The 23,070-nt window shown below is 66.3% G+C and carries 20 protein-coding genes; 11 read left to right on the forward strand and 9 right to left on the reverse strand.

Annotated features, from left to right (window positions below; translation table 11 throughout):
* The first annotated feature begins 20 nt into the window (after window positions 1-20).
* The 3 genes from LFT45_RS11900 (at window position 21) to LFT45_RS11910 (ending at window position 5,825) form a co-directional block, all read left to right on the forward strand.
* On the forward strand, window positions 21-2,915 hold the full coding sequence (locus LFT45_RS11900) for a DEAD/DEAH box helicase (RefSeq protein WP_236803396.1): 2,895 nt from the start codon (window positions 21-23) through the stop codon (window positions 2,913-2,915).
* Between the two features lie 75 nt (window positions 2,916-2,990).
* The gene (locus LFT45_RS11905; RefSeq protein ID WP_236803397.1) at window positions 2,991-4,652 is read left to right on the forward strand and encodes an amidohydrolase; all 1,662 of its coding nucleotides are present in this window, start codon (window positions 2,991-2,993) and stop codon (window positions 4,650-4,652) included.
* 435 nt (window positions 4,653-5,087) lie between these two features.
* A complete protein-coding gene (locus tag LFT45_RS11910) occupies window positions 5,088-5,825 on the forward strand; it encodes a polyprenol monophosphomannose synthase (protein WP_236803398.1) in 738 nt (245 codons plus the stop codon).
* Window positions 5,826-5,932: 107 nt separating this feature from the next.
* On the opposite strand, the gene LFT45_RS11915 is transcribed toward LFT45_RS11910, so the two are convergent.
* From LFT45_RS11915 to LFT45_RS11930, 4 genes are all read right to left on the reverse strand, one after another.
* Complete coding sequence (locus tag LFT45_RS11915; RefSeq protein WP_003802221.1) at window positions 5,933-6,280, reverse strand: RNA polymerase-binding protein RbpA; 348 nt, start codon at window positions 6,278-6,280, stop codon at window positions 5,933-5,935.
* 309 nt (window positions 6,281-6,589) lie between these two features.
* Window positions 6,590-7,576, reverse strand: coding sequence for an SPFH domain-containing protein (locus LFT45_RS11920; RefSeq protein WP_236803399.1), 987 nt, complete (start codon window positions 7,574-7,576; stop codon window positions 6,590-6,592).
* A gap of 103 nt (window positions 7,577-7,679) precedes the next feature.
* The gene (locus LFT45_RS11925; RefSeq protein ID WP_236803400.1) at window positions 7,680-8,141 is read right to left on the reverse strand and encodes an NfeD family protein; all 462 of its coding nucleotides are present in this window, start codon (window positions 8,139-8,141) and stop codon (window positions 7,680-7,682) included.
* A 121-nt stretch (window positions 8,142-8,262) separates the two neighbouring features.
* Window positions 8,263-9,189, reverse strand: a complete 927-nt coding sequence (locus LFT45_RS11930) for a putative RNA methyltransferase (protein WP_236803401.1) — start codon at window positions 9,187-9,189, stop codon at window positions 8,263-8,265.
* Window positions 9,190-9,263: 74 nt separating this feature from the next.
* Between LFT45_RS11930 and LFT45_RS11935 the strand changes: the two genes are divergently transcribed.
* The gene (locus LFT45_RS11935; RefSeq protein WP_236803402.1) at window positions 9,264-11,336 is read left to right on the forward strand and encodes a S9 family peptidase; all 2,073 of its coding nucleotides are present in this window, start codon (window positions 9,264-9,266) and stop codon (window positions 11,334-11,336) included.
* A gap of 43 nt (window positions 11,337-11,379) precedes the next feature.
* Here LFT45_RS11935 and LFT45_RS11940 read toward each other — a convergent pair whose 3' ends face one another.
* The 4 genes from LFT45_RS11940 to LFT45_RS11955 form a co-directional block, all read right to left on the reverse strand.
* Window positions 11,380-12,069, reverse strand: coding sequence for a peptide deformylase (locus tag LFT45_RS11940; RefSeq protein WP_236803403.1), 690 nt, complete (start codon window positions 12,067-12,069; stop codon window positions 11,380-11,382).
* Window positions 12,070-12,144: 75 nt separating this feature from the next.
* Window positions 12,145-13,278: an FAD-dependent oxidoreductase gene (locus LFT45_RS11945; RefSeq protein ID WP_236803404.1), complete on the reverse strand. Its 1,134-nt coding sequence runs from the start codon at window positions 13,276-13,278 to the stop codon at window positions 12,145-12,147.
* Entirely contained in the window at window positions 13,275-13,964 is a 690-nt protein-coding gene (locus LFT45_RS11950; protein ID WP_236809322.1) for a class I SAM-dependent methyltransferase, read from the reverse strand. Before LFT45_RS11950 ends, LFT45_RS11945 begins: the two co-directional genes overlap by 4 nt.
* A gap of 68 nt (window positions 13,965-14,032) precedes the next feature.
* Window positions 14,033-15,214: a type III polyketide synthase gene (locus tag LFT45_RS11955; RefSeq protein WP_236803405.1), complete on the reverse strand. Its 1,182-nt coding sequence runs from the start codon at window positions 15,212-15,214 to the stop codon at window positions 14,033-14,035.
* A 107-nt stretch (window positions 15,215-15,321) separates the two neighbouring features.
* Between LFT45_RS11955 and LFT45_RS11960 the strand changes: the two genes are divergently transcribed.
* The 5 genes from LFT45_RS11960 (at window position 15,322) to LFT45_RS11980 (ending at window position 20,942) form a co-directional block, all read left to right on the forward strand.
* A complete protein-coding gene (locus LFT45_RS11960; protein WP_236803406.1) occupies window positions 15,322-15,765 on the forward strand; it encodes a helix-turn-helix transcriptional regulator in 444 nt (147 codons plus the stop codon).
* 9 nt (window positions 15,766-15,774) lie between these two features.
* Entirely contained in the window at window positions 15,775-16,185 is a 411-nt protein-coding gene (locus LFT45_RS11965; protein ID WP_236803407.1) for a VOC family protein, read from the forward strand.
* A 35-nt stretch (window positions 16,186-16,220) separates the two neighbouring features.
* Window positions 16,221-18,611 (forward strand): ATP-binding cassette domain-containing protein, encoded by a 2,391-nt coding sequence (locus LFT45_RS11970; RefSeq protein ID WP_236803408.1) that lies wholly within the window; start codon window positions 16,221-16,223, stop codon window positions 18,609-18,611.
* Between the two features lie 101 nt (window positions 18,612-18,712).
* On the forward strand, window positions 18,713-18,907 hold the full coding sequence (locus tag LFT45_RS11975) for a hypothetical protein (RefSeq protein WP_236803409.1): 195 nt from the start codon (window positions 18,713-18,715) through the stop codon (window positions 18,905-18,907).
* Window positions 18,908-19,778: 871 nt separating this feature from the next.
* Window positions 19,779-20,942 carry a serine hydrolase domain-containing protein gene (locus tag LFT45_RS11980; RefSeq protein WP_236803410.1) on the forward strand — a complete coding sequence of 388 codons (1,164 nt, stop codon included), beginning with the start codon at window positions 19,779-19,781 and terminating at the stop codon, window positions 20,940-20,942.
* 46 nt (window positions 20,943-20,988) lie between these two features.
* Here the strand turns inward: LFT45_RS11980 and LFT45_RS11985 are convergent, their stop codons facing one another.
* Window positions 20,989-21,723: an alpha/beta fold hydrolase gene (locus tag LFT45_RS11985; RefSeq protein ID WP_236803411.1), complete on the reverse strand. Its 735-nt coding sequence runs from the start codon at window positions 21,721-21,723 to the stop codon at window positions 20,989-20,991.
* Window positions 21,724-22,009: 286 nt separating this feature from the next.
* Between LFT45_RS11985 and LFT45_RS11990 the strand changes: the two genes are divergently transcribed.
* Window positions 22,010-22,675 carry an MBL fold metallo-hydrolase gene (locus LFT45_RS11990; protein WP_236803412.1) on the forward strand — a complete coding sequence of 222 codons (666 nt, stop codon included), beginning with the start codon at window positions 22,010-22,012 and terminating at the stop codon, window positions 22,673-22,675.
* 135 nt (window positions 22,676-22,810) lie between these two features.
* Window positions 22,811-23,059: a hypothetical protein gene (locus LFT45_RS11995; protein WP_236803413.1), complete on the forward strand. Its 249-nt coding sequence runs from the start codon at window positions 22,811-22,813 to the stop codon at window positions 23,057-23,059.
* Window positions 23,060-23,070 lie beyond the last annotated feature (11 nt).

Here is a 23,070-nt window from a genome sequence, read left to right on the forward strand (position 1 = left end):
GCCACCGCTAGGCTTGAGGAATGTCCACCACCACTCCGTCGCCCTCCGAACGGTACCGCGCCAGCGCCGAACGGGCCGCGGAAGCAAAGACCCACTTGGGCGCGTTTTCCCGCACACTGAGCTTTGAACTGGATGACTTCCAGCGGCAGGCCTGCAAATCCCTGCAGGAAGGCCGCGGGGTGCTGGTCGCCGCGCCCACTGGTGCCGGCAAGACCATCGTGGGCGAGTTCGCCGTCTACCTGGCACTCCAGCGCGGACTGAAGTCCTTCTACACCACACCCATCAAGGCACTCAGCAACCAGAAATTCACCGAGCTGACGGAGAAATACGGCGAGGCGAACGTCGGCCTCCTGACAGGCGACACCAGCATCAACGGCGACGCACCCGTGGTGGTCATGACCACCGAGGTCCTCCGCAACATGCTCTACGCCGACTCCGACACTCTGTTCGACCTCGGCTTTGTGGTCATGGACGAGGTCCACTACCTGGCCGACCGTTTCCGGGGAGCAGTCTGGGAGGAAGTCATCATCCACCTGCCCAGCGAGGTGCAGGTGGCCTCCCTCAGCGCCACGGTGTCCAACGCCGAGGAGTTCGGCGCCTGGCTGGACACCGTCCGCGGCGACACCGACGTGATCGTCTCCGAGCACCGGCCCGTGCCGCTGTGGCAGCACGTCATGGTGGGCCGGGACATTCTGGACCTTTTCGCGGGCGAGACCACCTTCGACGAAATCGCCCCCGCCGGCAGCCCTGCGGCGGCGGATGCCCTGCCACTGGCGCCGTCACCCGAGGACGCCGGTCAGCGCGGTTTCGAGGTCAATCCTGAGCTGCTGACCCTCTCGCGGGCCGAAAGCCAGCTCAACTTCCAGGGGCGCTTCGGCCACGGCGGCCGGAGTCAGCGGCGCCAGCAGCGCCAGCGCTACGGCGACCGGCCCCAGCAGGAGACCCGTACCGCGGCACGGAGGGCCAGCCGCCCGCAGGTCATCGCAAGCCTTGACCGGCAGGACCTGCTGCCCGCCATAACCTTCATTTTTTCCCGGGCCGGGTGTGACGCCGCCGTCGCCCAGTGCGTGGCGTCCGGGCTCTGGCTCACCACGGAGCGGGAGCAGCGCATCATCGCCCAGCGCGTGGACGAAGCGGGCCAGGATATCCCCACTGACGACCTTGAAGTGCTGGGCTTCTGGAACTGGCGCGACGGGCTTCTCCGCGGCTTCGCGGCCCACCATGCCGGCATGCTTCCCACCTTCAAGGAAGTCGTCGAAAAACTCTTTGCCGACGGCCTCGTGAAGGCGGTTTTCGCCACCGAGACGCTGGCCCTCGGCATCAACATGCCCGCCCGCTCGGTGGTGCTGGAGAAGCTGGACAAGTTCAACGGCGAATCCCACGTGGACATCACGGCAGGGGAGTACACCCAGCTCACCGGCCGGGCGGGCCGGCGCGGCATTGACGTCGAAGGCCATGCCGTGGTCCTGTGGCAGCCGGGCACGGACCCGGCCGCCGTGGCCGGCCTTGCCTCCCGCCGGACGTATCCGCTGAATTCCAGCTTCCAGCCCACGTACAACATGAGCATCAACCTGCTGGCCCAGTTCGGGCGGCAGCGGGCCAGGGAAATCCTGGAGTCCTCCTTCGCCCAGTTCCAGGCTGACCGTTCGGTGGTCGGGCTGGCCCGTCAGGTGCGCAGCCGTGAGGAATCCCTGGCGGGCTACGCCAAGTCGATGACATGCCATCTGGGCGACTTCACCGAATATGCGCGGCTGCGGCGGGAACTTTCCGACGCTGAAAATTTCACGTCGCGGAGCAAGTCGCGGGCCCGCAAGTCGCTCAACGAGGATTCCCTGAGCCGGCTCCTGCCGGGCGATGTTGTGGATGTCCCGGCCGGGAGGGCCCCGGGTTTTGCCGTCGTGCTGAGCTCCGACCACAGCTCCCGGGAACCCAGGCCCGCGATCCTGACGCTGGAAAACCAGCTGCGCCGGATCGGCGTCGATGACCTCGAGGGGCCCATTGCCCCACTGACCCGGATCAGGATCCCCAAGTCCTTCAACGCCAAGGTTCCCAAGTCGCGGCGCGACCTGGCCTCGTCGGTCCGGAACGCGCTGCGGGAGAACCGGCCGCCGGCCCGGGGAAGCAGCCGCAACACCGACTTCGGGCTGGGCTCTGCCATGCAGAACCAGGAGAAGAAGATCGCCGACCTGCGGCGTGCCCTGCGCGCCCACCCGTGCCACGGCTGCAGCGAACGCGAGGACCACGCAAGGTGGTCAGAACGCTGGTGGAAGCTTCGCAAGGAAACCGACGGCCTGGTCCGCCAGATCCAGGGGCGCACCAACACCATCGCCAAGACGTTTGACCGGGTCTGCGATGTCCTGTCGGCCTACGGCTACCTCGAATCCACCGAGGACGGGCAGCACCGCATCAGTACTGACGGCCAGCGGCTGCGCCGGATCTACGGCGAGAAGGACCTGCTGATCTCCCAGGCGCTGCGGCAGGGCGCCTTTGATGACCTCGACGCCGTGGAGGTGGCTGCCTTCGCCAGCGTGCTGGTGTACCAGGCCAAGCGGGAGGACCGCGGCCTGCGGCCCCGCATGCCCAGCGTTTCACTTGAGACGGCCGTGGATATCGCGGTTCACGAGTGGTCCGCCCTGGAGGACGTGGAGGAACAGAACAAGCTGCCGCTTACCGGCGAGCCAGAACTTGGACTGGTCTGGCCCATGTACAAGTGGGCCCGCGGCCGGCATCTGCAGGAGGTGCTCAGCGGCACCGACCTGGCCGCCGGCGACTTCGTCCGGTGGGTCAAGCAGGTGATCGACCTGCTGGACCAGCTTGCCAAGATTCCCGGCCTCGACCCCCGGCTGGCCCGGCTCTGCGCCGAGGCCATCAAACAGATCAGGCGGGGCGTCGTCGCCTACTCCACGGTGGGCTGACGGCCCGCACGGCCCGTCCCCGCACCAGTCAATTCCGTACCAGTACGCCGTTTGAACACCCCAAGGAGCGCCTCCATGGCCGATGCCCCCGCCCGCCCGCCGGAGGGAACCGGACCGTCAAAGGTCACGCTGTACCGCAACGGTTCCGTCTACACCGCGGCCGATCCCTTCGCCACGGCCATGCTCGTGGACGGTGACACCGTCGCGTGGGTCGGTTCGGAGCAGGCTGCTGCTTCCATCGCAGACAGCTCCATGGACATCATCGATCTGCGCGGCGCCCTCGTCGCCCCGGGATTTGTCGATTCCCATGCCCACCTGACGGAGACAGGCATCGCCCTGGACTCACTGCAACTGGGCGGTGTCCGGTCCGCCCGCGAACTGCTGGACGCAGTCGCGGCCTCGGGAGGGGACGGAGCAGTGCTGGGACACGGCTGGGATGAGTCCCGCTGGGACAACCCCACGCTCCCGGACGCCGGAGAGCTGGAGCGGGCTGCCGCTGGCCGTCCGGTATACCTTTCCCGTGTTGACGTGCACTCGGCCCTCGTCTCGCCGTCACTCATGGCCAGTGCCGGGCTGGCGGAGCTGGACGGCTACGCGCCCGGCGGTCACGTCAAGCGCCAGGCCCACAGTGCTGCCAGGCAGGCCACCCGCCGCCTGTCATCGGCTGCGCTGCAGGAATACCAGCGTCGTGCGCTGGACGAGGCTGCGGCCAACGGGTATGTAGCGCTGGCCGAGATGGGTGCACCAAAAATCAGCAGCATGGAGGACCTGCGGCTGGCGGCCGGATGGAATGACGCGGCAGGCTCCCGTCCGGCGCCGGAGGTGCTCCCGTACTGGGGGCAACTGACGCCGATGGCGGCCGACGCCGAGGCGCTGCTTGCCGAGCTCGGCATCCGGGTCCGCGGATTTGCCGGGGACCTGAACATCGACGGATCCATCGGCTCCCGCACGGCGTCCCTGCGGGAACCCTACGCCGACGCACCGGAGGAGATCGGCACAACCTACCTTTCCGTCGCTGAGGCTGCCGCGCACCTTGCGGCCTGTTCCGTGCTGGGTATCCAGGGCGGATTCCACGTCATCGGCGACGCCGGCCTCGATGCAGCCCTGCAGGCCCTCGATGAGGCAGCCGCCGAGGTGGGGGAGCAGCGCGTCCGGGCCGCCGGGCACCGCTTCGAGCACGTCGAAATGGCCGACGCCGACGCCATTGCCCGCCTCGCGAAGTACTCCGTGACGGTCAGCGCGCAGCCCGCCTTCGACGCCGCGTGGGGCGGTCAGGGACGCCTCTATGAGCAGCGTCTGGGCACCCGCAGCCGGGGCATGAACCCGTTCGCCTCGTTCTACTCCGCCGGCGTCCCGATCTGCTTCGGCAGCGACAGCCCGGTGACGCCGCTCCGTCCATGGTCCAGCGTGCGGGCCTGCCTCGAACACCACAACGCCGAACAGCGGATCTCCGCCCGTGCAGCCTTCCTCGGCCACACGCGGGCGGGCTGGCGCGCCGCACGGTATGAAAACCCGATGGCCGGCCAGCTGGTACCTGGCGCACCCGCAAGTTTCGCCGTCTGGGAAGTGGATGAGCTCATGGTCCAGGTGGCTGACGGCAGGGTCCAGTCCTGGAGCACGGATCCCCGTGCCCGCACGCCGCTGCTGCCGGCACTTGACACAGGCTCGGACCCCCGGTGCCTGCAGACGGTGCGCAATGGGCTGGAGCTGTTCTCCGCAGAGGCCCTGCGCGGCTGAACAGCCCGCGGGTCCGGCGGCGACTTATTGCGCCATCCAGCCGCCATCTGACGACACATCACCCGCCAAGAAGTGCCGCTGACCTGCGGCGATACATGAACTGGCAGGTCAGAGGGCTGTTGACAGCCCCCAGCCAGTCCGTAGCATTGAGCTTCCGGGGCGGGTCCAAAGCGCAGCAGAAAACAGTTCCTCCATCCGCTCATCGCGGCATCGGCAACTGGCCCGTGGCGCGTGGACCCGCCCGTGGCGTAGCCCGACCCCGGCCACCAGTGCTGCTGCAAGACAAGCGCGAACGGGCACTTGCCGCCCCGATGCCGACCAAACGGACGGAAGGGCCGTCCGGGGCACGTATAATGGGGAGTTGCGCTTTGCGAGCCGGCGTTCCCGCCAGGCTCCGCACGTGCTGACCGCTCCCATCCAGGAAAGGCCTCCCCTGTGCGTGTCCTCACCATCATCCCGACCTACAACGAGCTGGAGTCGCTTCCCAAGACTCTGGGACGCCTGCGCGCCGCCGTGCCGGCTTCCGACGTCCTCGTTGTGGACGACAACAGCCCGGACGGCACCGGACAGCTGGCGGACAGCATCGCTGCCGGGGACAACCAGGTCCACGTCCTGCACCGGAAGGGCAAGGAAGGCCTGGGGGCCGCTTACATCGCGGGCTTCAAGTGGGGACTGGACGCCGGCTACGACGTCCTTGTGGAGATGGACGCCGACGGTTCGCACCAGCCCGAACAGCTGCCCTCCCTGCTGGAGGCCGTGGACCAGGGCGCAGACCTCGCCATGGGTTCCCGCTGGGTGAAGGGCGGAAGCGTCGTGAACTGGCCGCTGTACCGCCAGGCGATTTCCCGGACCGGGAGCACATATGCGCGCATCATGCTCGGCCTCAAGATCAAGGACGTGACCGGCGGGTACCGGGCGTTCCGGCGCACGACGCTCGAGAAGCTGAACCTGAACCAGGTCGATTCCGTGGGTTACGGCTTCCAGGTGGACCTCGCGTGGCGCGTAGCGAAGATGGGGCTGAACATCGTGGAGCGGCCCATCACGTTCGTGGAGCGTGAACTGGGCGCTTCCAAGATGAGCGGCAATATCGTGGTTGAGGCCATGGTCAACGTGACCAAGTGGGGCCTCACCGCCCGCTGGCGGAAGCTGACCGGCAAGACCCCGCGCGACTAGCGGCACAAAGACCGGGCGGATACGCAAAAGGCCGGATCTGCTGCAACCATATGGTGCAGCGGATCCGGCCTTTTTGGCTGTAGCGCCTGCCTGCCGGCTAGGAGCGGTTAGGCTGAACGCCGTTCGCCGCGACGCTCGCGCAGGATGGTGAGGCGGTCTTCGAGGATTTGCTCAAGCTCGGGAAGCGAGCGGCGCTCCAACAGCATGTCCCAGTGGGTACGGACTGCTTTTTCGTTGCTGGTGTCCGGGCGTTCGCCATCAACGAGCAGCGCTTCCTTGCCGGTCTTGGAAACCCAGACAGGGGGAATTTCGGCTTCGGAGGAAAAGGTTACGAAAACCTGTTCGCCGTCCTCGCACCGGTACTCAACCCGCTGACGCGGAGCCGGCTCCACGCCGGATTCGGTCTCCATGCTTTGGGCGCCAAGACGCATGCCCCGCAGGCTGCGATCGCTCATGATTTCTCCCTCTAATCGGTTCGCGGAGCGGACTCCGCGCTAGCCGGAAGCCCTGATAAGGGTGCCTCCGGACTACGGTGTGGTTCACGTAGCATCACTAGGTGAAACGCTTCGCCAAGCATTGTTGTTCCGCACGGACTGATCCGGCCGGACAAATATCCCATTATACGGATTCCGGCAGGCCGCAGCAATCCGGCCATCCAGCAATCCGCCCATGCAGCAATCCGGCCGGACGCAGCAACGCGTCCAGCTGCGCAAGCAAAGGGAGGCAGGCCAATCGGCCTGCCTCCCTTTGCTTGCCCCGGAACTCTACGCCTGGGTCCGGGCTGCCGCCTCGCCGGGGTGGCCGTCGGACTGGCCGGACGAGCCTCCGTCCGTGCCCCCGAACAGGTCGCCGGACCGGGGATCAGGGTTGGTTCCGCCCAAAGCGCTGCCGATGCCTTTCAGTGCCTCGCCGACTTCGCTGGGGATGATCCACAGCTTGTTGGAGGAGCCTTCCGCAAGCTTCGGCAGGGTCTGCAGGTACTGGTAGGCCAGCAGCTTCTGGTCCGGGTTGCCCTTGTGGATGGCGTCGAACACCTTCTGGATGGCCTGCGACTCGCCGTCGGCGCGCAGGATGGCAGCCTTGGCGTCACCCTCGGCCTTGAGGATGGCGGCCTGCCGCTGCCCTTCAGCGGTCAGGATCTGGGACTGCTTGGTTCCCTCTGCCGTCAGGATCGCGGCGCGGCGGTCACGTTCCGCCCTCATCTGCTTCTCCATCGAATCCTGGATGGAGTGCGGCGGGTCGATCGCCTTCAGTTCCACCCTGGAAACGCGGATGCCCCAGCGGCCGGTGGCTTCGTCCAGGACTCCGCGCAACTGGCCATTGATCTGGTCCCTGGACGTGAGCGCCTCTTCCAGGTTCAGGCCGCCCACCACGTTACGCAGGGTGGTGGTGGTCAACTGCTCCACGGCCTGGATGTAGTTGGCGATCTCGTAGGTGGCAGCGCGCGGATCGGTGACCTGAAAGTAGACCACGGTGTCGATGGACACCACGAGGTTGTCCTCCGTGATCACGGGCTGCGGCGGAAAGGACACCACCTGCTCGCGCAGATCCAGCAGCGGCAGGAGCCGGTCAACAAAGGGGATGAGGAGGGTCAGGCCGGGGTTGAGCGTCCGCTGGTATTTTCCCAGCCGTTCCACGACGCCTGCGCGGGCCTGCGGCACGATCCGCACGGAGCGGACCAGCACGATGATGACGAAAATGATCAGAACCACCAGCACGAACGTGAGTGCGATTCCTCCTGGGCTATCCATACTTCTCCTTTGTCCCCAACTTTCAGTGAAGCTCTAACCTGGCAAAAACTCGCCGCAATCTGCAGCTCCGCCGCGGCGGGAGCAGAAACTCATGGGGATCCGCCTACTGGACGGCGGTCTCAGCCTGGGGTGACACGACCGCCGTCGCACCTTCAATGGCAGAAACGATCACGCGCTGGCCTTCGGGCAGGACACCGGACTGCGAGCGGGCGCTCCAAATGTCGCCGCCGATCTTCACGCGTCCGCCGGTGGCCGTAACGGCCTCCAAAACGAGCGCTGTTTCGCCGATCAGGCGGTCGATGTTGGTGCGCTGCTCGGGCGGGCCTTTGTGGAGGTGCTTGAGTGTCACCGGACGGACGAAGGCGATCATCAGCAGCGAGACGACGCAGAACACCACGATCTGCAGCCAGAGGTCAGCGCCGGCGAAGTCGGCCACCAGACCGGCCAGGGCGCCTCCGCCCAGCATGATGAAAAACAGGTCAAGGGTCAGCATTTCCACGGCGGCGAACACCAGGAAGAGGGTGAGCCACAGCGCCCACCAGTTTTGCCCAAGCCATTCAAACATCGCGTTCCCCCTTGATTCCAAGGGCTGCGGGGCAGACCCTCAGTAACTTTCTTCCATCGTAGACCGAAGCAGGACCGCCCGGCAGGAGAATGGGAGGCAGCGCAGGAACGTGGCCAAGCCGTTATGGAGCGGGGCTTTCCGAAGGCACGGATTCAGCCGGCACGAAGATACTGATCCGGAACCGGGCGGACACCCTTGTGGTCTGCGGAAAGCCGGCCAGCCGTTCGGTCAGTGTGGCGCGGTCCGTGTGGTGGCCGGCAGGGCCCATGAGCGCCAGGTTGGCCACGTCCTCGGGGGAAAGGGACAGGTCCACGTCGAGGTCCTGCGTCGACAGCGGCGAGAAGCGGCCTGCGAGCGCGTCGGCGAGGCGCTCGTCCTTTGCGGGGTCGATGCCCAGCATCCCGGCCTGGCTGGCGATTTCCCCGAGGTGGCCTGCGCGCGGGGTCACTACGATGAGCCTGCCCGTGGGTTTGAGTACGCGGGCGAACTCGGCCGCGTTGCGGGGCGCGAACACCACGGTGACGACGTCGACGGCGGCGTCCGGGAGCGGCAGTGGCTGCCAGACGTCACCCACCAGGTTGATAGCTTCCGGGTTGAGTTTGGCGGCGCGGCGCAGGGCGAACTTGGAGATGTCCAGCCCGACGGCGGCCACGCCGTCGCCGCCCTCACCATGTGCACTGGTCTTCAAGTGATCGCCCAGATAGTCAAGGACCGCCCGCAGGTAGTGGCCCGTTCCCGTCCCGGAGTCGAGGACCGTTGGGGCGGGGCCGTTCAACGCCGGCTCGGCTGCCTGGGCCAGCGCCTCGGCCAGCGGCCGGTAATGACCGGCGTCGAGGAAGGCTGACCGTGCAGCAACCATCTCGGCGGTATCCGATTCGAAGGCGGTTCCCTTGCCCACCAGCATGTTGAAGTACCCCTGCCGGGCGGCGTCGAAGCTGTGCCGCTCCCGGCACGCCAGCGCCCGGACCCGGCCGGTGCCGCCGTCGCCGACGGGCCGGAGGTTCTGGCGGCAGACGGGACAAAGCAGAACGGGCAGGCGCGAGAGCATGAGGACAATCCTAGGGCAGGTGTTTTCCTCGGTTGCCGTTCCGTGCCCTTGCCTGACCCGCTAGGCTCACGTGGATGAAGCCTGAACATCTTCCGCTGCTCAACTCTGTCTCCGCCCCTGCCGTGCACCCCGACGGCACCAGGGCCGTTGTGTCCGTCGTCCGGCCGGACTTCGACTCCGACTCCTATGTAGGCCAGCTGTGGAGTGTGCCCCGGGACCCGGAAAAGCTTCCCCGCCGCGTGACCCGGGGCTTCCGGGACACCGCGCCGGCTTTTTCGCCGGATGGCCGCGTGCTGGCGTTCCTCCGCGCCGCCCCCGGCCGCCCGCCCCAGCTTCACGTGGTGGAGGCCGCTGGCGGGGAGCCGCAGGCCCTGACCGACAGGAAGATGGGTGTCAGCTCCTTCGCTTGGTCGCCGGATTCGAACCGCATCGTGTTCGGTTCAAGGGAACCGGAGGCGGGCCGTTATGGAACGCTCGACGGCGTGGGGTCCGGCGCCGAGGACGCCCGGCTCATCCAGGACTACAAGCACCGGATGAACGGTGAGGGCTACACCCGGGACAAGCCGCTGCAGCTTTTCCTGCTCGACGTTCCGGAGCTGGGCGGCGAACCCTGGGTCAAGCCAGTGGGGCGCGCCGCCAAGCGGAGCGACAATGAGAAATCCAAGACCAATGGCGAGCCTGAAAGTCCGGCGCAGCCCGGCGAGGCATCCGGCGGTTTCCCGGCGGCACGCCGGCTCACGACGTCGGCGACCGACCACACCGGTGCAACCTTCAGCAGCGACGGCAGCGCCATTTACTTCGTCGCAGCCCTCCACGAGGATGCCGACCAGGACCTGGTATCCGGGATCTACCGTGTGGCGGCCGACGGCGGCACACCGGCTTTGGTGCCGGTCCCCAACCTGGGTGCCCAGACCGTTACCGACGTCCGGGAGTCGGCGGACGGGCGCTGGCTGTTTTTCACTGGCCAGGACCTGGGCAGCACCCGCCAGGACTTCGTCGCCAAGAACACGGTCCTCTACGTCATGCCCACAGCGGGCGGCGACGCCACGGCCCTGAGCGACGCGGAGACCATGGACGTCGAAGCGCCCGGTGCCACCATCGGCCTCCACGGCAAGGACAGTGCGCTGGTGCTCAACAGTGCCCAGGGAACGGTGGAGCTGCTCGAATTCAGCGCCACGGGGGACCACTCCCTCCTCGTTCATGGCGACCGGGTGGTCGCCGGGGCCGGCGACGGTGCGGGCACGGTGTTCCTCAGCTACAGTGACCCCGCCACCGCGGGGGATGTGGGGGTCCTCGAAGACGGACAGCTCCGCCTGCTCAGCGACTTCTCGGCCGCCCTGCGGAGCGAGGCAGGCATCATCGAACCGCAGGAACTGACGTTCCCCGCCCCGGACGGCTATCCCGTCCACGGCTGGCTGGTACTGCCGCCCGGCAAGGGTCCCCACCCCGTGCTGCTGAACATCCACGGCGGGCCGTTCGCGCAGTACACCACCGCGTTCTTCGATGAAGCACAGGTCTATGCCGAGGCGGGATACGCGGTGCTGATGTGCAACCCGCGGGGCTCGGCCGGTTACGGCCAGGCCCACGGCCGGAGCATCAAGGAGCGGATGGGCACCGTGGACATGCAGGATGTGCTCGCCTTCCTGGACGGAAGCCTCGGGAAGTTCTCTTCCCTCGACGCCGGTGCCCTGGGAATCATGGGCGGTTCCTACGGCGGCTACCTCACAGCGTGGACCATCAGCCAGGACCACCGGTTCCAGGCAGCCATCGTGGAGCGGGGTTTCCTTGATCCCGTGAGCTTCACGGGCTCGTCAGACATCGGCTGGTTCTTTGGCGGTGAGTATGTTGGCTCGGCTGCCGAGCAGATTGCCGCGCAAAGCCCCATGGAAACGGTGGCCGCGGTCCGGACACCCACGCTGGTGATCCACAGCGAGGACGACCTGCGCTGCCCGGTGGAACAGGGCCAGCGTTACTTCACCGCCCTCAAGCAGCAGGGCGTCGACTCCGCGTTTCTCGTGTTCCCGGGCGAGGACCACGAGTTGTCGCGCTCGGGAACGCCGCATCACCGGCGGCAGCGGTTCGAACACATCCTGGCCTGGTGGGCAAAGTACCTGCCGACGGACAGCAACCGCATTGGCACCGCCTGAGTCGGACCCGGCCCAAGCAGGCGCCGCCTAAACCTGTCCCTGCCTAATCCGTGAAAGCTTCCCGGCCGGCCTGCGCGCCGGCCGGGAAGCCGAGCTCCCGGCTGGCGGAGCCAATGCCCGGTTCTGCCCAGCGGGCGGCGTACTCGCTGTTGGTGCTGAGCGACCGGAGCTCGGCCCGGTCAATGTAGAGCCTGCCGTGGAGGTGGTCGGTTTCGTGCTGCACGATCCGCGCCTGCCAGCCGCTGAAGTCGTTGGTGACCTGACCGCCGTCGGGTGTTACGTACTCCAGCCGCACGCTTTCGGGACGTTCCACCACAGCCTGCAGTCCGGAGAGCGATAGGCAGCCTTCGAAGAAGGCGGCGGACCCGTTGCCCAGGCGGGAGTACGACGGATTCAGCATGGCAAAGAACTCCAGCGGCGCCCTGCCCCGAGCCGCGGCCGTGGCCTCGTCGATCTCGAACTGGTCCTCGAGGACGGCCAGCTGCAGTGGAACACCCAGCTGCGGCGCCGCCAGGCCGACGCCGGGCGCGGCGTGCATGACCTTCCTCATCAGGACGATCAGCTGGGTAAGTTCGTCGGGCTCCAGCTGGCCTTCGAAGGGAGCGGCGTGCTGCCTCAGGACCGGGTGTCCGGCCTGCACGATGGGTGGCAAGCCCTCTGCGGCCAGCAGTTCCTGCACTGTTTCCCTGATGCGGGCGGGGCTGTAGGTCGTGGGCGGCGAAACGTGGTTCATGGGGACAGCCTAATGCTGTCTGGTGCAGGGCTGTGAAGTCTTGAGATGCGCGGTCATGTGCCGTGCAGTGGCGCGCTACTGCATGGTGAAGCGCCGGGCTACGAGGGCGTTGAAGGCCGGTACGGCGGCGGCACGGGCAATGACCGCATTCCGGGGCCCCAGCAGGCCGGCCGGAAGCGGCCGGCCAAGCGCCATGTTCACCTCGGCCTGGCGTTTGGCCGCAACTGCCGCCCGGCGTCGTGAGGCATCGAAGCGCCGGAGGGCTTCAGCGGAAGGATCCCCGCGCAGGACGGCGAGGATCGCCGGCAGCAGCGCCTCTGCATCCAGCCAGCCAAGGTTCATTCCCTGCCCGCCGATGGGGCTGATCTCGTGCGCCGCATCACCGACCAGCGCCGTCCGGCCCGAGACCATGCGCGCGGCCAGCCGTGAACGGACACCGAAGCTGCTGAGCATGGTGTTCGCGCCGGGGTCCAGTGCCACTCGCGTTCTGCGGGCAACGAGCGCCGCCAGCTGCTCCGCGTTTGGGCTGGCCGGCGGGCTGCCCAGCCGGACCACCCAGCGGCGGACGCCGCCGGGGAGCGGGAAGGACTCCACGATGCCGTCGCTTTCCAGGAACAGCGCGGCATCGCAGCCATAGGGGCTGGATTCGGGATAGTCACCCATCAGGTAGTCGTCCGGATACTGTTTCTCCGGCGCCGCGACCCGCAGAAGGGACCGCGTGGTCGAGTAGGCGCCGTCGGCGCCCACCGCGAAAGCGGCGGTGTAACTGGAGGCAGCCCCGGCAGTGGTGACGCTTAACGTGACCCGGGCGCCGTCGTCGTGCATTCCCGTAACGCGGGCGTCGCGGACCAGCGCGCCGCCGTCCAGCTCCCGGAGCCGCCGCTCCAGGACCTCCTCGGTCACGGGCTGCGGCACGGCGAGGACGAACGGGAAACGGTCGGAGACCGGAGCGAACGGCATGTGCGCAATCCTCCGGCCCCTGCTCACGGCGAAGCCCTGACGGATCGGAACACCCCGGCCGATCAGCTCCTGGGCAACGCCGATGCGTTCCAGGGCGGCGAGCGCCGGCGGATGGATTCCGATGGCCCTGGTGTGGGCATTCCGCCCGGTCCGCCTTTCGAGGACCCGCACCGCGACGCCGTGCTGCAGCAGCAGTGAACCCAGGAAGAGCCCAACGGGACCGCCGCCCACGATCAGGACATCGGTCATGCCTGGCGCGGCCGGTAGCTATCGTGCGGCCGGTAGCTATCGTGCGGCCGGTAGGTGAGCAGACAGTGGAAGGGGGAGTGCGGCTCCACCGTCCAGCCGGTGGGAACCACGGCGGCAAGCTCCGGGACGGTGTAGCTGCGCCTGATCGACGTCAGTCCGTCGCCGCGGATGTAGGAGCCGGCGAGCGGCAGGGCGCCGGCACTGAACAGGGCATAGGCGGCTGCACTCCGGCTGAGATCGTTGTGCAGGGCCAGGCGGCGGGCCAGCCCGGCGGAATCGTCCAGGAATGACTGCAGTTGCGGCGCGGTCAGGTGGTGCAGCACGTGGTTGGAGATGACGACGTCGTAGGACTTGCCCTCGGCGAGCAGGTCGCCGCTGCTTGCCTGGCGGAACTCGACCCCGGGGACGGGTTTGCGGTTGGCGGCGAAATGAAAGGCCCTTTCATCCGGATCGATCCCGGTCACGTGGAGCTGGATCCCGTCCCTGGCCGCCCAGCGGGCAAGCATCACGGCCAGGTCCCCGCCGCCGCAGCCGACGTCCAGCAGCGTTGGCGTGCCACCGCCTGCCAGCTTCGGACGCACCGTGCTGCGGTACAGCCGGCGCCAGCCCGACACCACGCGGTTCACCAGTGCGAACTGTTTGTAGGTGCGCTGCAGCCGGTCCGGGTCGCAATCCGGCCGGTCCATGTCCTCGACGGCGTCCGTGTCCCGCAGGCCGAGGACGCCCGGGCCGCTTCCTGGGATCCGCACGGCCGTCAGGCCAGCGACGGCTGGGCCCCGCCGGCCATGGGGTAAAGCTCACCGGCCGGCTGCTTCACCTTGGTGAACAGCCCGGTCTCCACGGTCAGGCCCGGGCCGAAGGCCATGGAACAGACGCGTTCGTCCCCCTCCCGCGACGGAAGGTCCAGGATGTGCTTGAGGACGAACAGCACCGTGGCGCTGCTCATGTTGCCGTAGTTCCGAAGTGTCTCGCGGGCCGGACGCAGCTGCTCGTCGGTGAGGTCCAGCCGGGACTGGACCTTGTCCAGGATGCTGCGGCCGCCAGGGTGGATGGCCCAGTGGGTGACGTCGCGGTAGGCGAGTTCCCGCAGGGAGGGGTCGCGTGCCAGCAGCGGCTCGAGCGCGCCCACGATGTGCTCGTCGATGATGTGCGGCACATAGTTGCCGAGCACCATCTCAAAGCCTTCATCGCCGATGTTCCAGGCCATCGAGTCCTCACCCACGGGAGTCAGGACCGTCTCGAAGTGATCCAGTTGGAGCAGCGGCGTGGACTCCAGGTCCGCGCGGGCTGTCACGACGGCGGCCGCTGCGCCGTCCGCAAACAGCGCGGATCCCATGATGGTGTCGGGATCGTTGGAGGTCCGGACATGCAGGGAGCAAAGCTCGGCGCATACGACGAGCACAACCGCCGTCGGGTCCGCCTCGCAGAATGACTTGGCCGCACGGAGCGCCGGAAACGCTGCGTAGCATCCCATGAAGCCCAGGTGGTAGCGCTGCACGGCGGGGTTGAGGCCCAGCGCGCGGACGATCTTGTAGTCCGGGCCGGGGTTGAAAAAACCGGTGCAGGAGACCGTGACGAGGTGGGTAATGTCCAGCGGATCAATGCCGTCGCATTTGGATACGGCCGCGTCCGCCGCATCGATGAAAAGCTTCGTTGCTTCCTCGGCGAAGAGGTTGTTGCGTGCCTTGGTGCTGGGGCTGCGCAGCAAACCGGTCGCGGGATCGAAAAACTGGGGATTTTCGGCGGCGGAGTCCAGGGTCAGTTCGCTGACTGCGGTGTACCGGGTGTCGATGGCGGCGGAATCAAAGCACGTTGACACGAGCCGTGAGCCAAGGCGTGTCAGGCCGGGCTGGGCTGCGAACACGTCACGGGCCTCGTGCTGGATGAGCAGAGTCGGCGGAACTGCGGTTTCGAGGGCTCTCACATAGACCGTCATTTGTTCATTCTTAACGAGACCGCAGGTTAAGACAATGGATTGGACTGGGGTTCGGCTGGACAACTCCTGACTGGACAACTTCCGCCCGACGTAGCACCATCTCGATTGTGACCAGCAAACCCGCCGCAGCGCAGCGCCTGGACGATCTGGCGCTGCTGCGCCGCGTCCGTGACCGCATCGACAGGGAATACGCCCAGCCGCTGGACGTCGAGGCGCTGGCCCGTGGCGTGAACATGTCAGCCGGGCACCTCAGCCGGCAGTTCCGGGAGGCCTACGGCGAGCCCCCGTACAGCTACCTGATGACGCGGCGCATCGAGCGGGCGATGGCGCTGCTGCGCCGGGGTGACCTCAGCGTCACGGAGGTGTGCTTCGCCGTCGGCTGTTCCTCGCTGGGGACGTTCAGCAGCCGCTTCACCGAACTCGTCGGCATGCCGCCCAGTGCGTACCGGGCGCAGGCCGCGGGGGAGGCGGCAGGCATGCCGTCATGCGTGGTGAAACAGGTGAGCAGACCGGTCAGGAATCGAGAAGCCGTCCCGTCCGGCCGCACCTAGACTGGCGGCATGAACCTCACCATTCACTGGACATTCCTTCCGCATAACGACGCCGACGCCTCCCTGGCGTTCTATCGCGACACCCTTGGGTTCGAGCTCCGCAACGATGTGGGATATGGCGGAATGCGCTGGCTCACCATCGGCCCTCCGGACCAGCCCGGCACGTCCATTGTCCTGGAACCGCCGGCCGCCGACCCGGGGATCACCGAGGACGAGCGGCGCACCATCACCGAAATGATGGCCAAGGGCACCTACGCCCGCCTCGTGCTCGGCACTTCCGACCTGGACGGCACGTTCGAGAAGGTGCAGGCCAGCGGCGCAGAGGTGGTTCAGGAACCCACCCAACAGCCGTACGGTGTCCGCGACTGCGCCTTCCGCGATCCGGCCGGGAACCTGATCCGCATCAACGAGGTTAGCTAAACACGGCTACTATCCGTTTAACAGATGGAGACACGATGACGATAACGACGAAGACGGACACGCAGTCATCCGGACCGCACACCGCCGACGGCCATGACCTGATCCGTGTGCAGGGCGCGCGTGTGAACAACCTCAAGGATATCAGCGTCGAGATCCCGAAGCGCCGCCTCACCGTGTTCACCGGCGTGTCCGGCTCGGGCAAGAGCTCGCTGGTGTTCGGCACGATCGCTGCAGAGTCGCAGCGGATGATCAATGAGACCTACAGCGCGTTCGTGCAGGGCTTCATGCCGACGCTGTCACGGCCCGAGGTCGATGTGCTGGAGGGTCTGACGACGGCCATCATCGTGGACCAGGAACGGATGGGGGCCAACCCGCGCTCCACCGTTGGCACCGCGACGGACGCCAACGCGATGCTGCGGATCCTTTTCAGCAGGCTGGGCCAGCCGCACATCGGCTCTCCCAACGCCTACTCCTTCAACATCCCGACGGTAAAGGCCAGCGGCGCTATCACCGTGGAACGCGGCAACAAGACCAAGGCCGAGAAGGCAACGTTCAACCGGCTCGGCGGCATGTGCCCGCGGTGCGAGGGCATGGGCAACGTCAGCGACTTCGACCTCACGGCGCTGTACGACGACAGCAAGTCACTCAGCGGGGGCGCCCTGACCATTCCCGGCTACAGCATGGACGGATGGTACGGCCGCATCTTCAGCGGAGCCGGCTTCAACATGGACAAGCCGATCAACAAGTTCACCAAGAAGGAACTCCACGACCTGCTCTACAAGGAGCCGACCAAGATCAAGGTCGAGGGCATCAACCTGACCTACGAGGGCCTCATCCCCAAGATCCAGAAGTCGATGCTGTCCAAGGACGTGGACGCACTGCAGCCGCACGTCCGCGCGTTCGTGGAGCGGGCCATCACCTTCACGACGTGTCCGGACTGCGGCGGCACCCGGCTCAGCCAGGAAGCACTGTCGTCGAAGATCAAGGGCAAGAACATCGCCGACGTCTGCATGATGCAGATCACCGACCTCGCCGACTGGGTCCGGAGCCTAAACGAGCCGTCCGTGGCCCCGCTGCTCGCCGGGCTGCAGCACCTTCTGGATTCGTTTGCGGAAATCGGACTGGGCTACCTTTCGCTCGACCGGCCGTCGGGGACGCTGTCCGGTGGAGAGTCGCAGCGCACCAAGATGATCCGCCACCTGGGCTCATCCCTCACGGACGTCACCTACGTCTTCGACGAGCCCACGATCGGCCTGCACCCGCACGACATCGAACGCATGAACTCCCTGCTGCTCCAGCTGCGCGACAAGGGCAACACGGTGCTCGTCGTGGAACACAAGCCGGAGAGCATCGCCATCGCCGACCACATCGTCGATCTCGGACCCGGCGCCGGCACCGGCGGCGGTACCGTCTGCTTCGAAGGCACGGTCGACGGGCTGCGGGGGAGTGACACCATCACCGGCCGCCACCTCGATGACCGGGCGCAGCTCAAGGATTCCGTGCGCTCCGCTTCCGGCGCGCTGGAAATCCGCGGCGCGTCAACCAACAACCTGAAGAATGTCGACGTCGACATCCCGCTCGGCGTGCTGTGCGTGCTGACCGGCGTTGCCGGGTCCGGAAAGAGCTCGCTGATCCACGGCTCGGTGGCCAAGCGCGAGGGCGTGGTGGTGATCGACCAGGCCGGCATCCGGGGCTCACGGCGCAGCAACCCTGCCACGTACACGGGGCTGCTCGAGCCGATCCGCAAGGCGTTTGCCAAGGCCAACGGCGTGAAGCCCGCGCTGTTCAGCTCCAACTCCGAGGGCGCCTGCCCCACATGCAACGGCGCCGGCGTCATCTACACGGACCTGGGTGTCATGGCCACGGTCGAGACCACCTGCGAGGAGTGCGACGGCAAACGGTTCCAGGCAGCGGTGCTGGAGTTCACCTTGGGCGGCAAGAACATCGCCGAGGTGCTGGCGATGTCGGTGGCCGAGGCCGAGGAGTTCTTTGAGGAGGGCGATGCGCGCACGCCCGCCGCTCACAAGATCCTCGACCGGCTGGCCGACGTCGGGCTCGGTTATCTCACCCTCGGCCAGCCGCTCACAACGCTGTCCGGCGGTGAGCGGCAGCGGCTCAAGCTGGCCGCGCAGATGGCCGACAAGGGCGACGTCTACATCCTCGACGAACCGACCACGGGACTGCATTTGGCCGACGTCGAAAATTTGCTGGGCCTGCTTGACCGGCTGGTCGACTCGGGCAAGTCGGTGATCGTCATCGAGCACCACCAGGCAGTCATGGCCCACGCCGACTGGATCATCGACCTCGGACCCGGGGCAGGGCACGACGGCGGCAAGATCGTTTTCGAAGGATCGCCGGCTGACCTTGTTGCCGGCCGTTCAACGCTGACTGGCGAACATCTCTCCGCCTACATCGGCGCCAGCTGACTTAGTAAGCCAACTTATTGAAGCCTCAACCAAGCCAGTGGTATACCTAGAAACATCGGGGTAGGGATTCAGCCTTGCCACCGAGACATTGGGGGACCCACATGAATATGCAACAGAGGGACGAGCCTCGTTATCAGCACCTGAAGAAGATCGCCGACCTACTGGACTGGGCAGGCGATCTTGCAGGTGCGGAGTACACGGACGAGTCCCGCGAGGCCTACGCATTGGCGCGGAAATTCCACGACCGCGCTGACGTGCTTGGCGCAGCAGCCTCTGACATCCACACGCCGAACTAGGCCGGGAGCCGGGGTGGTCGCTTGAGCGACATTATGTCAAGTAAACGGCGGAGCTGACGCCGGTATGGCGAACTGCTGCGACAGGCGGTGGCTGCTGGCTGCGGCCGCAGCGAGTTCCCGCGGAGCTCGTCCAAAGTGAGCTGGCAGGACGATGTGATCGTCCAATGAGCATCCATCGGGACATTGGCGACGCAGACACATGGTTCGAATCCTGGAGGCGTGAAGTCGACGCCGGCCGAGTGCTTCATTCGAGCTGCCGGCGTAGCCATCCATGGAAGCGCGCTCGCGCCCACTTCCGGCCCCCACCGGTATAACGCCGATAATCAGCATTATGTAAAGTAAACCCAAATTACTGCATCCGATGCCCGATCGCTCCTCCTCCGCTCTGCCCTCCCGCGCTGTCCTCCCGGCAGCCCGGTCAAATCGACCGAGCCGTCATGTACACGGCGCAGTAGTGCAAAGTCTTGGCAGGACGGCTCGTGAGCACCAGCGCCGCGCACGCAAGCGCCGTTGACCGTGAAATGCTCAAGAACCAAGAAGTCTGGACGGTTCGAGATGCGACCGGATATCCGGCTCTTGTCGGGTCACATGCGGGCCGCGCACGCTGCAACGGCCAGCAGAACGAAGGGCGACTGGTCCTTAAGGTGTTGCGCTCCGGCAGTGTTGTTGCCACGTCTCCCCCACTTCGCAGTTACCGGCACGGAGGCGCCAAACTTCTCATGAGCCAACCAGCCCGGCGGCGGGTTCCTCAACATGAGGGCTAGCCTTAGCATTGACTTGCTGGGGCGACGGCGCCTAATACAGGCCTGGCCGGGCGTGGTGCCGCACACGGCCACACCAGTGCCATCTCTCCCCTCATCGGAGGGCTCGCATGCGCTCGAAGAATCGCACCTGGAGGCGAGCGGTCCTCGCCCTTGTCCTCGCGGTCTCTGGCTGCACCTACACCACGGACGACACCGCACAATCACCAACTTCGCCGGGTGCCTTCGCATCTTTGGAGCGGCAGGTCCAGCTATTCATGGATCAAGGTGCGGTGGCCACCGTCGTCCATGTCCGGTGGCCGGAGGGCGACTGGTCCAAGGCATACGGCGTGCGGGACCTCGAGTCCAGGACGCCAGCCCAGCCGACGGACCGGGTACAGATCGCCAGCGTCACTAAGACCATGACAGCCGTGGCGGTGCTCAAGCTTGTGGACGACCACCTGATCGGCCTCGACGACCCCGTCAATGACGTCATCCCCGGGTTCACGGCCTCGCTAAAGCCTCCGGGTCCGATCACCGTGAGGCAACTGCTCAGCCACACGTCAGGGATGCCCGAGGTCAACGACGCGCTGCCGCACGATGTTGACTTCCGCCCTGTTCTCTCGCAGCGGATGACGATGGAGCGGGGCATTAGGCTGGCCGGAACGCTCCCCTGGCCCGTGTCCAGTGTGGGCTCCTTCAAGTACTCGAACACGAATTACCTCGCTCTCGGTCTCCTGATCCAGGCACTGCGACACAAGCCATTCGTCCAAGTCATGCGTGAGGACGTCTTTGACCCGCTCGGCATGAAGAACACCAGCCTCGACCGTGTCGACCTGCACGAGACCGGCCTTTTGCACGGTTACGTCACCCTGCGAGGTGAACGCGTCGACACAACAGACAACAGCTTCTCCGCCGGTTCTCCGGCAGGCGGGGCCGTGTCGACAGTGAAAGATATGAACCTCTTCATGGCAGGCCTCTTCCAGGGGCGTGCCCTCTCGCCGGGATCGCTGCGGGAGATGAAGACAAGTCCCGGATTCGTGCCGTATGGGCTGGGACTGTGGCAGCACGCGGACGGATGCTCGATCGAGTCACGGCACCAGGGCCGGGGCAGCTTCTGGGACTACCAGACGGTCGCGGTCAGCAGCGACGACGGGCGATACCAGGCCGCGATGACCGTCACCACGCCACCATTGCCCACTGAGTTAGAGGACGAGGCCAGCCAGAATAAGCGTGACCTCCTGAATGGCCAGATCGAGTCCACCCTCAACGAAACCTTGGACAGACTCTGCTAGTCGGCTGGCAGTGGGAGTGGCAGTAACAGGTCGATGGCCGCGAAACTCACAGGTCAGTGCCAAAGCGACGTTCGCGCACGCGGTCGAGCCACTCGGTGATGAGCGCCTTGGTGAGGCCGGGCTGTTCGTGCGGCAACGCATGACCGGCTCCGTCGAGCACGGCGAATGTAGCCCGCGGATAGTGCTCGAGCAGATCCCATGGCGCGGCGTACCCCACCACGGAGTCCTGGCGTCCGGTGACTATGAGGACGGGCCCGGAATACGGCGTGCCCCCTTCGGGACCGGCGCTGAACAGCCAGTGTTGGCCGATCCGCTCGAGACCGTCTTCGTCCACCAGGCCAAGGGCGGGCAGGACGTACTCCTTGTATCGCGCCAGCGTGGCCTGCGTCTGCACGACAAAGTAATCACGGAACACGCTCTCCTCGTCCGGGCCGAGCGTCTCGCGCGGATTGACCAGCGCGCGCAGGACTTGGTGCGTGGGAAGATTCCGGGCGTTCTCGACCAACGGACAGATCAGCGCCAGCCCCGTCACCTGCCCCGGGCGTCTGCCGGCGATGGCTCGGGCGTAGTACGCCCCTGCCGAATAGCCGATAAGCCGGAACTGCCCGTCGCCAATCACCCCATCGATAAACGCGAGCAGGAGGTCAAGAACGTCGTCGGCACTTTCCAGCGCGCCCGCGGGTGTGTGCCCCATGCCCGGCAAGTCAGGGTAAACGCGCCGACAATCAGCTAGCTCGCTGAATATCGGCTCCATGGCACCGACCATCTCGCGGTGGTCCACGCCGGCACCATGTAGTACCAGGATCGGGGCCCCGTTACCGTGCTCGACATAATGTACGGGTATCCCGCGGACTCTGTACTCCACAGCGTCAGCCTAATCTGCGCGCGTGGGTTCGTGCCCGGATTAAATGGTGCCGGGCCCCGCGGCCGATGTCTAGGATGTGCATGTGAAGCAGCAGAACACCAGATGGCAGCCCTCCTCCAGCACATCGGAACTGTGTCCCGGCGTCTTTCTTGTCCAGGGGCCCGCGTCAAACTGGATCGTAGTCCGCGACGACAGCGGATTCATGATTATCGACAGCGGTTATCCCTCCGACCGCCCACTGGTCCTGGAATCCATCCGCCGTATAGGTCTGCGGCCCGCCGACGCCCGGGCCCTGCTCATCACGCACGGCCACGTCGACCACACCGGTTCAGCTGCCTACTTCTCCGAAACCTACGGAACCCCCATCCTGTGTGCGCCGGAAGAGTTGGCTCATGTCCAAGGGAAGGAAAAGCACCAGGTCACGTTCGGCCGAGTCGTCCTGCGCGCCTGGCGTCCCCGCGTATTCCGCTGGATGGCCCACGCCATCAGGGCGGGAGCCCTCAAGGCGAAACCGGCAACCGGCGCCCAAGCCTGGAGCGCCGATACGCTCAGTAGCCTTCCCGGGAAGCCTGAGGCCGTTCTTCTGCCAGGGCATACACCGGGCAATGTCGCGATCCTTCTTTCCGCAACAGGAGCGATAGCGGTGGGCGACTCGTTCGTCAGCGGCCATCCGCTGAGCCGGCAAGAGGGACCGCAGATGCTACACCCCATGTTCCATACAGACGCCGCACAGGCGCTGGCGGCAACACACCGCCTCGACGGAATCGAGGCCGCGGTGGTGCTGCCGGGCCATGGCCCTGCCCTCCGGATGCCTCTGGCGCACGCGCTGGCAGCGTTGCGGAGCCAGGGGCCGGCCTCGAGGCACTGAAGGCAACGGCGCAACCCGGAGCATGCCGTTATGTAAAAGGGCCCAGACCGCATAAAATGAATATCATTCATTTATTGCGTCCGCCCCGGGACAGAGTCGGGCCGACGCCGATCAAAGCCGAAGGAGCCACCGACAATGACGCCGGCGACAGTTGCAGGAACCACACATGATGCGCGAGACCTCGTAGGGACAAAGGTCAGGGTGGAACAGGCGGGAAGCGTCATCCGCGTGGGCTACGTGGACACCGTCGTGCCCTCCGGGGAACTGTTTTGGATCCGGGCATCCGGCTGCGAACCCCGGGAACTCTTCGGCACGGCGCTGGGCCACAGTGTTTTCCCCTTACCGGAAGCCCATGAGGACGAATTCCCACCGCCAGCCGAGTAACGCCTGGGGAG

This window comes from Arthrobacter sp. FW305-BF8 (assembly GCF_021789315.1).
Taxonomy (GTDB): domain Bacteria; phylum Actinomycetota; class Actinomycetes; order Actinomycetales; family Micrococcaceae; genus Arthrobacter.